Genomic DNA, 11,465 nt, shown 5'->3' with positions numbered 1-11,465 from the left:
TTAATTAAAATTCTCTCAAATTGTTATTGATTAAAAATGAGATGATAAATCATAAATTAAGGGACTGTCAATCTTTCACCATCATTGACTCGCTAAAGTATTAATTAATAATTCTTGTTCTCATATCAATTAGATATTTTATTTTTGACCTTCCGGATAAATCACTACTGCTTCAAGATTTTTTTCCGGCTTCTTTGATTCTTTTTTTGATTTTACGCTATCGTTATTAGAATTGTCAAGATCGCCAACAATCTTTTCAATTTCTGAATAACTGATGGTTGAATTATCATCCAATAATTCATCCCAATCAGAACCTTTAATCACTTCTAACTGACTTTCAAGCATAACTTGAAGGCGTTGTCTAAATACACGAGTATTTTTTCTTAAATCATCAGTTTCAATGGCTAATTTCTTAGACTTCTTAGAAGTTTCATCGATCATCTTTTTAGCCTTTTCGTTGGCACTATTAATGATATCAGCAGATTCCTTATTAGCCTCACGAATAATAATATCGGCTTCTTTTTGAGAATTTGATTTAACTTTATCAGCAGCTTCTTGAGCAACTAAAATTGATTGATTTAAAGAGTCTTTTAAATCATTAAAGTATTTTAGTTTATCTTCTGATTCATGTAATTTAGAACTCAAATCCTTATTTTCTTGCAAAACAATTTGATAATCTTTAATAATTTGATCTAAAAATTCATTAACTTCATCAATATTATAACCACGCATTTTTTGGGTAAATTTCTTATTATGAATATCTTGTGGACTTAATACCATGTCAATTCTTCTCCTATCATTTACTACTTACTAGTTATTACTTGCAATTCAACTTTTAATTTGTCTTTTTTAGTTTTACCAAATATGTTTTTAACTACTAAACGACCATATTTTCGAATAGAAATTACATCATTAACTTGAATCTCATAATCTGGCTTTACAATTTCAGACCAATTAACTTTTACTCGATTATTTTCTACTAGTTCCTTAGAATGTTGTCGAGAAAGATTAAAACCATCTGATATTAGAACATCAAGTCTTTGAGAAGTAATTGTGGTATTAATGATTTTTCCATCAACGTTTGGTATCAATATTTGGTTAAAATCAATTACTTTTAGACTAACTTTAATCTTACCGATTCTATCAATTTGCAATGCTAAATAGTTTACAATTTCAGTTTCGCAAATTAATTGCCATTCATTACCATTGGTAATTATGTCACCAACCACTTGCCGTTTAATACCACTACCTAACAAAGTACCTAATATTTTACCATGTGCTAATTTTGAAAATTTGACTGGATAATTAACTTCAACCAACGATAAGTTAAAATCACTGTCCTGTGGTTCAAAATAATCGGGATAAATTAAAGCTCGCTTAGCTTCACTATCTAGATAGCCACCTGATAATTTAATTTTTATGTCATCATAGCGATTAACAATGGTTTGGGCAATAAATTGTTCTCGGGGATTTAAAAAATCCGTCAAGATTGGTCGATACTCATTTTCCACACGATTAACTAATTCATCAATCGACTGAACGAAACCAAGTTCATTGGGACGATAATGTTGTTCAATATTTGAATCTAACATCTGAATACCTCTTTTAGTAACCTATTAGCATATTACCCAAATAGTTAATAAAGTTTTGTGCCACACTTAATACAAGAACCGCAATAATGGGCGAAAAACTAACTGATCCAACTGTAGCAAAGCTAAATAAGTTTTCAAATGGATAAACAATTTTGCCTAAAAATCTTCCTATTGGGGTGTTATATGCTCCAGGAAACCAGCTCATTAAAGCAAATGCTAAAATTGCTAAAATATATAGGTCAATTACTTTATTTAATAGCCATAAAATAAAAGATATAATCCCTATCATTTTTGAACTCCTTAATTATCCACGACGGTGTTTGAAAAATGGAGGTACATCATCTTCGTAACCACCATCATTATCATTGTTTCCGCTAACCTCATTACCATCTTTAAAAGGATCAAAATCCTTTTTTTCAACATTGTTAAATTGGTCGTTATCTGAAAAATTAGGACGATTTGATTCTTTATGAATATCCCAACTATCCAATGAGTGGTCGTTATTATTTGCTTGTGATTCAGCATTATTCATCATACGTGAACTAGTTCGACGGCTCATGGTACGATCATTATTTTTTCTATTATCAATTCCAGTTGCAATTACAGTAACTCGAACTTCATCACCGAGAGTTTCATCAATTGAAGTACCAAAGATGATATTAACATCGTTAGTAGCAGCTTGTGAAACAATATCAGAAGCATCTTGAGCTTCAAATAATGATAAGTCTGGTCCACCAGTGATGTTTAATAGGACTTCTTCGGCACCATCAATTGATACTTCAAGTAATGGTGAAGAAATAGCTTTCTTAGTTGCGTCAGCAGTACGAGTTTCACCACTGCCATATCCAACTCCCATTAGAGCTGAACCTTTGTCAACCATAGTGGTTTTAACATCAGCAAAATCCAAGTTAACGTATCCTGGGCTAGTAATTAAGTCAGAAATACCTTGAACACCTTGTTTTAATACGTTATCAGCTTCCTTAAAAGCTTCCATCATAGGAGTCTTTTTATCAACCATTTCAAGTAAGCGATTATTTGCAATAACGATTAAAGTATCAACATTTGCTTTAAGTTGAGCGACACCTTCATCAGCAAATTTAGAACGTTTAGGTCCTTCAAAACTAAATGGACGTGTAACCACCCCAACTGTTAAAGCACCTTGATCTTTAGCAATCTTGGCTACAACAGGAGCAGCACCGTTACCAGTTCCACCACCCATACCAGCAGTGACAAACACCATATCAGCGCCATCAAGTGCTTCAGCAATGGCTTCTTCACTTTCTTCAGCAGCTTTTTCACCAACTTCAGGGTTAGAACCAGCTCCTAAACCACGAGTTAATTTAGGTCCAAGTTGAATTTTTGTTTCAGCTTTAGAGTTTTCAAGTGCTTGAACATCAGTATTAGCAACGATAAATTCGACACCTTTTACGTCTCCACTTATCATTTGATTGACGGCATTACTACCTCCGCCACCAACACCAATAACTTTAATTTTTGCACCATTATTTTGATCAGAATCTAATGAATATTGCATATTATCTTTCCTCCGTTAGGTGTCTAATCAAAGAAATCTTTGATAAATTTCTTAATTGCTACACCAGGGTTTGCCTTTTCTTTTGGTTTACTTGTACGTTTTGAAGATGTAACTTCAGTTACTTCACGTTGTTGATGTACTGCGACATCTTTTTTAGCTACTTTGGTATCAGACATCGTAGAAATCCCAATTGCCGTTCTAACTAATTGTTCTACACCACTAAGTTTTGAATAGTAACTAACTACAGAAATAGCCGCTGAATATGATGGATGTCTTAATCCCATTTCATCAGGAATATAGATTCTTGTATTAACATCAAATTTATTTTGTGCTAAATCAAGAATACCTGGTAAAGCTGCTACTCCACCAGTTAATACAATTCCACCTGGTAATTCTAAAGCTGATATTTGATCTAAACGATCTTTAATTCTTGATAAAATTTGATCTAAACGAGCTTCAATAATTTCAGAAAGATATTTTTCATCGATTATATCTGGTTCTGTTTGACCTACTACATCAACTGGAAATTCATTTTCAGTTGATGCTTTTTCAGAATCAGCATAACCATAATCACGTTTTAATTTTTCAGCATTTTCCATTGAAGTATTTAGTACAATCGAAATATCCTTAGTAATATAATCTCCACCTTCTGGATCAGTAGTTGCATATTTCAATTGATGATCATGAATAACTACTGCAGAAGTCTGGCCCCCACCTAAATCAATTAAGATAGTTCCAAAATCTTGTTCGCCATCATTTAATATTTCATGGCCTTCTGCCAAATTATTTAATACTAGTCCACGAACATTTAAGCCAGCTTTTTGAACTGCTTTTTGAATGTTATGCATAACACCCTTTGAGCCACTAATTAAATGTCCACGCATTTCTAATCTCATGCCAACCATACCACGAGGATCTTTTATATCATCAAAGCCATCAACTATAAATTCTTCTGGTTGAATGTCGATGATTTCTCGTTCTTTAGGTAAATTGTTACCCAAAGTTGCCGCAGCAACGTTTCTAACATCTAAGTCATTGATTTCTCTAGGTTGCTCATCTAAGTTAATCAAACCCGTACATGGTTCGATTTTTAACATATTAGATGGGACCCCAACAATTACATCTTTAATTTCAATGCTAGCCTTTTCTTGAGCTTGGTCAACAGCACCACGAATTGCTTCAGCTGCTTGATCAATATCAACAATAACCCCACGGCTTAGGCCTTTTGATCGTTCATTACCCATCCCAATAACATTTAGTTGCTTTTTCACACGTTCGGCAACAATTACTTTTATTGAGGTTGTTCCGATATCAAGGCCCACATACAAACCCGAATTATCCATATACGAAAAACCCTCCCTATTAATTCATTAACTTGGTTTTAAAATTATCTAATTTTTAATTTACCTTACAAGTTTACCACAATCATTTAACCGTATAAAAGTTTATTTGGAATTGGCAGCGGTATTTTGGTAATTATTTTTAATTGGATAAGAATATGCACCTACCTGCATATCAATTACGCTATCTACTTTTAACTTAGAGGTAATACTTGGATAGTATTGCATCTTCTTACTAATTGTTCCGATTGTCCCATAAACAATATTTCCATCGCCCATCATTAATATGATTCGATCGCTATTGGTTGGTATTTTGGATAAGGAAATACTTAAAATGTTTGATCGAATACTTGGTGAGATATTTTTATATTGTTTAATAATTGCCTTAACTTGCTTAGAATCCTTAAAGTTTTTAATAACTGGATAATTTTCATTAGGATTTAATACCTTGTCTGAAATTATTACTCCATTACTTAGAATTTGTTGATATCCACCGTCTTTATATAAATAACCAATGGTTGGATATTCCTTAACTTTAAGATTTAAATTGTTTAAATGATAGGTATGAATTTGAACACTTCGTATTCGTGGATTTTTATCATGGGCCGTTTGTTCAATTTTAGATTGATGTCCCCAAACAGTTAACAATGAGTCACCCGTTTTAATACCAATAGCTTTATTTAACTGAGAATTGGATATTAAATAATTTCCGGTAATTTTTATCTCATTAACCTTACTAAGTGGGGATACTAAATAAATTAGAATCACTAATATAATTGATAGGAAGGACAAAATCCATTTCATATGATGCAAGTTATCAAATTGAAATTTTTTAAAATATGTTTTCGGCTTACGGGTACCCGTTCTTCTTTTCTTGGTTAATAATTTATTTTTTCTATTAGTTTGCTGCTGGGCTTTTTCCCAAGGCGAAAGCTCATCATAATCTTTTTTTGCCATAAATTCACCCATTAAACCTAACTATTTTAATGACCTAAAAACATTAATTACTCGATCAGCAGCATCTGGTACTCCCAACTCAAGTGAATTTTTAGCCATTTGGTTTCGTTGAGCATCATTGTTCATTAAGCTATCGACTTTTTCAACTAAAGTTGTTCCAGTTAATTCATCTTCTTTGATCATTAAAGCAGCATCATTATTAACTAAACTCATAGTGTTTTTAGTTTGATGATCTGCAGTTACATAAGGACTAGGAATCAAAATTGATGGAATTCCTAGGGCCGTAATTTCTGCAATACTAGTTGCTCCTGAGCGTCCCACAATTAATGAAACCTTAGGCAAGATGGATGGCATGTTATCAATATACGGCAATATTTTAATATTGCTATTTACCGTTTGATCACCAATTTGTTCCATTACCCCATCATAGCGTTTTTGACCTGTGACAAAAACGACTTGGTAATTTCTAGAATTAAAATCATTAATTGAATCTACTACCGCTTTATTAATTACTGGTGCTCCTTGACTACCTCCAAAAATTAAAACAGTTGGGATATCATCACTTAGACCAATAGTTGACCATTTAAAATCACTTTGCATGTTAGCCACTTGTTGTGCACGTGGATTTCCTGTAAATACAACTTTTTCTTTAGGAAATTGATCGGCAGCCTCATTAAATCCAATTGCAATTTTATCCACAAAATGACTTAAAAATTTGTTAGTTAAGCCTACTACACTGTTTTGCTCATGAATAACCGTAGGAACATGCATTTTAGAAGCGGCGTAGACTACAGCTCCCGAAACATATCCACCGGTACCAATTACTACATCTGGTTTAAAATTCTTGATAATATTTTTGGACTCTTTAACACTCTTAATGAAAAGCTTAATGGTTTTAAAATTATCCATAGATAGCGAACGCTTAAATCCTTGAATTTCTAAAGGAATAAAATCAATTCCCTGTTTTGGTACAATAGAACTTTCTAATCCGCGCTTAGAACCAACGTATAAAACCTCTGAATCTGGTTCTTGTTTTAATAAATCTTCAATAATAGCTAAGGCTGGATAAATATGTCCCCCGGTTCCGCCTCCCGATACAATTAAGCGCATTATGCTTCCCCCTTGTCATTAGTAAATTTTTCAACAGCTGTAATAAAGGTATCACCACGGACCTCAAAATTTGGATATTGATCCCAACTCGCATTGGCTGGTGATAGTAAGATAATATCTCCCGCATCACTAAAATTATAAGCTACCGGAACGGCTTCAGTAACATCCCTTACAATTTTAAAATTGTTAATCCCAGCTTTTTCTAAGGTTTCTTTAAGCAAGGAAGCTGTTTCACCAAATAAAACGGCGGCCTTCACATGGTCTTTAAATTGTGGAATCAATTTATCAAAATTGTAGCCACGATCTAAACCACCAGCTAATAAGATTACAGGTCGATCAAAGCCTTCCAAAGCAATTTGAGTTGCTTCAATATCGGTAGCTTTAGAATCATTGTAATAACGACGACCCTCAGATTCTAAAACAAATTGATTACGGTGTCTAACACCACTAAAGGTTTCTAAGACATTGGTAATTGCTAAGTTAGATTTGCCAGCTACTTTAGCAACAGCAATGGCTGCTAAGGCATTTTCGATATTTTGTTTACCGGGTACTTTAATATCTGATGAATTCATAATAAATTCATCGTTAAAGTAGATTTTTCCATTTTTTTCATAAGCTCCCGTGCTTATTTCATAATTTCTAGCAAATGGAACCACTTTAGCTTGTGATTGTTCACTTAAATCACGCCATTCAGCTTGATCAAAGTTGACTACAAAGTAGTCATTACTATTTTGATTCTTAGTAATTTCCATTTTAGCCTTTACGTAGTTTTCGCGAGTGTGATGGTAATCTAAATGATTTGAAAAAATATTATTTAATACTGCAATATGTGGATGAAGGTCCTTAATGCCCATTAACATAAAGCTAGATAATTCCATTACGATCGTATCATCCTTAGTTGCCATTTGAGCAACTTGGGTTGCTGGGACTCCAATATTTCCAGCAACGTAGGCCTTTCCTTGTTCACGATCCTCATTTAAAATTTTAGCAATCATAGTGGTTGTTGTGGTTTTACCATTACTTCCGGTAACACCAATAATTTCAGCTTCAGAAATCTCATAAGCTAGTTCAACTTCTGTAATAATTGGTATTTGATTATTAGTAGCATATTCAACTACGGGATTCTCATAAAATATTCCAGGATTTTTTACAAGAACATCAATTGGTTTACTGAATAAAGTATCGGGGTGTCCTCCAGTAACTACTTTAATTCCTAAATCTTCTAAACCAGCTACTTCCGGTAAGTCTGCCAACTGTTTTGAATCGTTTAGTGTTACATGTGCCCCTAATTTAACCAATAGTTTTGCGGCGTTAACCCCACTTTTTCCGGCACCTAACACTAAAACATTTTTATCTGCATAATTTTTTATCATTTTCATTACTTTCACGCCCTTTTATTAAAGATTCCTATGTACACAAAAAACTGGATAAAATCCAGTTTTAAATGATTGAAAAAATTCCGATAATTGCTGCAACTAATCCAACTGACCAAAAAACAATATCGACTTTCCATTCACTCCAACCCAACATTTCGAAGTGGTGGTGAATAGGTGACATCTTAAAAATTCTTTTTCCAGTAAGTTTAAAAGAAGCAACTTGTAACATAACACTTGCAGTTTCAAGTACAAAGACAATCCCAATCCAAAGTAATGATAGTTCATGGTGTACTAAAATTGATACGGCAGCTAAAGCACCACCCAAAGCTAGTGAGCCCATGTCACCCATGAAAATTTTGGCAGGTTTGTGATTGAAAATAATGAAACCAATTAAAGAACCAACTACTGTAAGACAAAATAATGCTACCGAACTCTGTCCTTGGACATGAGCAATTATGGCATAAGCACTAAAAGCAATAATAGCTAATCCGGAAACTAATCCATCTAGCCCATCAGTTAAATTAACCGCATTGGAAAAGCCAACTAGCCATAAAATAATAAATAATACATACCAATAACCAATATGCCAATTACCAGCAAATGGTAATTTTAAAGCCAATGGAAATTGTTCGTGCATATAAACTAATGAAAATACTAAAGCTCCTATAACTTGGCCACTAAATTTTTGCCAAGCTTTTAAACCTTCATTTTGGCGGTGAAATAATTTTATACTATCGTCCCACATGCCTAATAATCCATATAAAACCAGAATAAAAATTAAAATTAATAAGCTGGGATTTAATAAACCTTTAATTGGTCCATAAATCAAATCTGTGACTGTAATAGCTATGATGAAAAGCATTCCACCCATAGTTGGGGTACCAGATTTTTTTTCATGCCACGAAGGACCTTCTTCTCGGATCATTTGACCTTCTTTTTTATTTCTAAAGTATTTAATCAACGATGGCATTAACAGAAAGGTAATTAAAAAACTGCATACCATCGGAATTAACCAATTTAACATTTATTTAACCGTCCCTATTTTTATTTATTCAAAATTAACAACTAGTTTTTGATTTTTGGAAATTGTTTCTCCAGAATTAATACTTTGACTAGCTACATATCCGGAACCATTAATTTTAACCTTGATTCCTAGGATTTCACCTAATTGTTTAACTTCGGCTTGAGACCAACCAATAATTCTTGGCATCGTTATCTTAGTTCCATTTGTTAGCAGTAAGACTCGAGTATTACCATTAACTGTCGTATTTGCTTTAATTGATTGCTTAGTAACTACCTTCCCATTACCTAAGATCACAGGAGTTAATCCCTTTTTAGCCATTGATGACTTAGCATCTTCAACTGACTGATAAATAGTTGATGGCATAGATACCTTAGTTTCTGATTTGGGAGTATTACTATCTTCTAAAGCTCTTTGCATAACTGGTTTAAAAATTTCTGATAACAATTGAGTAGCTGTCTTACTACCAGTTAGTTTAGGTTGCTTCATTGTAATATATAAAACAAATTTTGGATCCTTAGCTGGTGCCATCCCCGCTACTGAATAAAGATAACTGTTATCTCCGGAAGCATAACCTCCAGAACCATTACTTACTTGCGCAGTACCAGTTTTGGCAGCAATCTTATAGCCCTTAATCTTATAATCTGATCCAATGCCATAATCTTTATAAACTACGTCTTCCATGTGTTTACGAACTTCCTTAGCTGTTTTAGCAGAAATCGGATGTCCAATTACTTGGGTAGAATACTTTTTGACTACTTGATCAGTATTAGGATTAACAATTTTGGAAATAACATGAGGTTTGACCATCGTACCATCATTTGAAATTGAGGTTAGCGCCTGCATCATTTGCATTGGAGATACAACAATTCCTTGTCCAAATGAAGTATCTGCTCTTTCAATTGGATAATTAAATTGCATACTCCCACTAGCTTCATTTTCTAATCCACTATTAGTCGACTGTAAGAAATGGAATTTATTAATATAGTCTTCCCAAGTCTTGGCACCCATTTTTTGTTCCAAATGAGCCATTGCTACGTTACTAGATAAAGCAAATCCTTTATCATAAGTAATGTAACCCCAACCACTGGTATTCCAATCAGGAACAATTTTTCCATCTATCGAATAGGTACCAGATTTATAATAATCGTTACCCTTATAATTATTTGAATCAATTGCTGATGCCATAGTAAAAATTTTCATGGTAGATCCAGGTTCGTAGGTATCTTCGACTAAATTATTAGACCATGAACTGCCAATTCCTTTTAAGGTACTAGCATTAAAAGTTGGTCGTTGAGTAGCCGCTAAAATTTCACCTGTTTTAGCGTTCATTAATACGGCATTCATTGAACTAGGATTAGCTTGCGCATAAACTGAAGAAACCGTGCTTTCTAATAGTGTTTGTAAACGATAATCAATCGTTGTATATATATTATCACCATTTTGGGCAGGAACGGTCTTTTGACTCTTATCAGATAGTTGATAGCCATAAACATCATATTTTCCGTTCTTATAACCATCTTTACCAGATAATTCTGAGTTAAATGCTTTTTCAATTCCCATTTGACCTTCTAGTTTAGTTGCACCAGTTTTTTCATCAGTTTCATTTAATGCAACCCCAATTAAATTAGAAGCAAAAATTCCGTTAGGATATAAACGGGATTGTTGTTGAATAAAATTAATTCCTGGTAAATGTAATTTCTCAATTTTATTTTTAACAATCGTAGAGATATTTTTCCCTGCACTACCAAATTCCACTTGGAAGGCATTTTTATTTTTAGGATTTAAAATGGTATAAATACTTTTTTCACTGAGATTCAAATACTGCGATAGCTTTTTAGCAGTCTTGTGTTTATCAACTACGTATAAAGGCTTACCATCACTATCCTTTTGATTTTTATTCAAAACTGCATACATAGAATAGGTACTAGTATCTTCAGAGATAGGTGTATTATTCGCATCATAAATGGTCCCGCGTTTAGCTTTTAACGTTTGTGTTTGAGTATAAAGTTGTTGCGTTTTTTTACTTAAATTAACGTTTCTTACATTCTTACTAACCGCAATAACTGAGTAGTGAGACGCCATTAACAAAATAACCAGACTAAACACAAAAAAGATAATTATACCCACAATCTTACGATTTTTTAGTGCTGTTTGATGATTTTTGTCACTCATTTATTTACATTCCTTATTTTTGAGCTATTAAGTGACATTCCATTTTCTTTGGCAATCGTTTCTAATCGATCACTGCCTTGGAGTTCACTAATTTGTTGTTTTAAATCGGTATTTTCATTTTTAATTGTGGTTGCTTGATTTTCAACCGTCTGTAAACGATGTTGGGCATTAGTTACTGAAATTTTTGCTGAAACTACCCCAATCATTAATCCAACTAAAATTACACATCCACTAACGATTAACACTAAGTCTCGTTTACTTAATTTAATCTTACTTTTCTTACCAATCTCATCATCAACCAAAGTAGGTTGTTTATATTCTTCATATTCAACATTTCTTGCTAAATTATTTTGTGCCATA

Annotated in this window: 11 protein-coding genes; all 11 read right to left on the bottom strand. The window is 33.2% G+C overall.

The window, feature by feature from the left end:
• Nucleotides 1-138: 138 nt before the first annotated feature.
• Nucleotides 139-780: a DivIVA domain-containing protein gene (locus LHL71_RS01835; protein WP_227361334.1), complete on the bottom strand. Its 642-nt coding sequence runs from the start codon at nucleotides 778-780 to the stop codon at nucleotides 139-141.
• A gap of 23 nt (nucleotides 781-803) precedes the next feature.
• On the bottom strand, nucleotides 804-1,592 hold the full coding sequence (locus tag LHL71_RS01830) for a YlmH family RNA-binding protein (RefSeq protein ID WP_227361333.1): 789 nt from the start codon (nucleotides 1,590-1,592) through the stop codon (nucleotides 804-806).
• Nucleotides 1,593-1,605: 13 nt separating this feature from the next.
• Complete coding sequence (locus tag LHL71_RS01825; protein ID WP_227361332.1) at nucleotides 1,606-1,881, bottom strand: YggT family protein; 276 nt, start codon at nucleotides 1,879-1,881, stop codon at nucleotides 1,606-1,608.
• A 15-nt stretch (nucleotides 1,882-1,896) separates the two neighbouring features.
• A complete protein-coding gene (gene ftsZ, locus LHL71_RS01820; protein ID WP_227361331.1) occupies nucleotides 1,897-3,126 on the bottom strand; it encodes a cell division protein FtsZ in 1,230 nt (409 codons plus the stop codon).
• 23 nt (nucleotides 3,127-3,149) lie between these two features.
• The gene (gene ftsA / locus LHL71_RS01815; RefSeq protein WP_227361330.1) at nucleotides 3,150-4,469 is read right to left on the bottom strand and encodes a cell division protein FtsA; all 1,320 of its coding nucleotides are present in this window, start codon (nucleotides 4,467-4,469) and stop codon (nucleotides 3,150-3,152) included.
• Between the two features lie 102 nt (nucleotides 4,470-4,571).
• Nucleotides 4,572-5,423 (bottom strand): cell division protein FtsQ/DivIB, encoded by an 852-nt coding sequence (locus tag LHL71_RS01810; RefSeq protein ID WP_227361329.1) that lies wholly within the window; start codon nucleotides 5,421-5,423, stop codon nucleotides 4,572-4,574.
• A gap of 21 nt (nucleotides 5,424-5,444) precedes the next feature.
• On the bottom strand, nucleotides 5,445-6,533 hold the full coding sequence (murG, locus tag LHL71_RS01805; protein ID WP_227361328.1) for an undecaprenyldiphospho-muramoylpentapeptide beta-N-acetylglucosaminyltransferase: 1,089 nt from the start codon (nucleotides 6,531-6,533) through the stop codon (nucleotides 5,445-5,447).
• Nucleotides 6,533-7,912 carry a UDP-N-acetylmuramoyl-L-alanine--D-glutamate ligase gene (murD, locus tag LHL71_RS01800; protein ID WP_227361327.1) on the bottom strand — a complete coding sequence of 460 codons (1,380 nt, stop codon included), beginning with the start codon at nucleotides 7,910-7,912 and terminating at the stop codon, nucleotides 6,533-6,535. The genes murG and murD overlap by 1 nt, the downstream gene beginning before the upstream one ends.
• Nucleotides 7,913-7,973: 61 nt before the next feature.
• Nucleotides 7,974-8,933, bottom strand: a complete 960-nt coding sequence (mraY, locus tag LHL71_RS01795) for a phospho-N-acetylmuramoyl-pentapeptide-transferase (RefSeq protein ID WP_227361326.1) — start codon at nucleotides 8,931-8,933, stop codon at nucleotides 7,974-7,976.
• A gap of 24 nt (nucleotides 8,934-8,957) precedes the next feature.
• Nucleotides 8,958-11,105 carry a penicillin-binding transpeptidase domain-containing protein gene (locus LHL71_RS01790; RefSeq protein ID WP_227361325.1) on the bottom strand — a complete coding sequence of 716 codons (2,148 nt, stop codon included), beginning with the start codon at nucleotides 11,103-11,105 and terminating at the stop codon, nucleotides 8,958-8,960.
• Complete coding sequence (gene ftsL, locus LHL71_RS01785; protein ID WP_227361324.1) at nucleotides 11,102-11,464, bottom strand: cell division protein FtsL; 363 nt, start codon at nucleotides 11,462-11,464, stop codon at nucleotides 11,102-11,104. The genes LHL71_RS01790 and ftsL overlap by 4 nt, the downstream gene beginning before the upstream one ends.
• Nucleotide 11,465 lies beyond the last annotated feature (1 nt).

The sequence above is a fragment of the Lentilactobacillus laojiaonis genome, from assembly GCF_020616595.1.
Lineage (GTDB): Bacteria > Bacillota > Bacilli > Lactobacillales > Lactobacillaceae > Lentilactobacillus > Lentilactobacillus laojiaonis.
Note: the sequence above shows the minus strand (reverse complement) of the source record. Positions and strands in the feature narration are given on the sequence as shown.

Excerpts from the sequence above, each read along its gene's own strand:
- murD (WP_227361327.1), bottom strand. The coding sequence starts at position 7,912 with ATGAAAATGATAAAAAATTATGCAGATAAAAATGTTTTAGTGTTAGGT.
- LHL71_RS01810 (WP_227361329.1), bottom strand. The coding sequence starts at position 5,423 with ATGGCAAAAAAAGATTATGATGAGCTTTCGCCTTGGGAAAAAGCCCAG.
- ftsZ (WP_227361331.1), bottom strand. The coding sequence starts at position 3,126 with ATGCAATATTCATTAGATTCTGATCAAAATAATGGTGCAAAAATTAAA.
- LHL71_RS01825 (WP_227361332.1), bottom strand. The coding sequence starts at position 1,881 with ATGATAGGGATTATATCTTTTATTTTATGGCTATTAAATAAAGTAATT.
- mraY (WP_227361326.1), bottom strand. The coding sequence starts at position 8,933 with ATGTTAAATTGGTTAATTCCGATGGTATGCAGTTTTTTAATTACCTTT.
- ftsL (WP_227361324.1), bottom strand. The coding sequence starts at position 11,464 with ATGGCACAAAATAATTTAGCAAGAAATGTTGAATATGAAGAATATAAA.
- LHL71_RS01835 (WP_227361334.1), bottom strand. The coding sequence starts at position 780 with ATGGTATTAAGTCCACAAGATATTCATAATAAGAAATTTACCCAAAAA.
- LHL71_RS01790 (WP_227361325.1), bottom strand. The coding sequence starts at position 11,105 with ATGAGTGACAAAAATCATCAAACAGCACTAAAAAATCGTAAGATTGTG.
- LHL71_RS01830 (WP_227361333.1), bottom strand. The coding sequence starts at position 1,592 with ATGTTAGATTCAAATATTGAACAACATTATCGTCCCAATGAACTTGGT.
- ftsA (WP_227361330.1), bottom strand. The coding sequence starts at position 4,469 with ATGGATAATTCGGGTTTGTATGTGGGCCTTGATATCGGAACAACCTCA.
- murG (WP_227361328.1), bottom strand. The coding sequence starts at position 6,533 with ATGCGCTTAATTGTATCGGGAGGCGGAACCGGGGGACATATTTATCCA.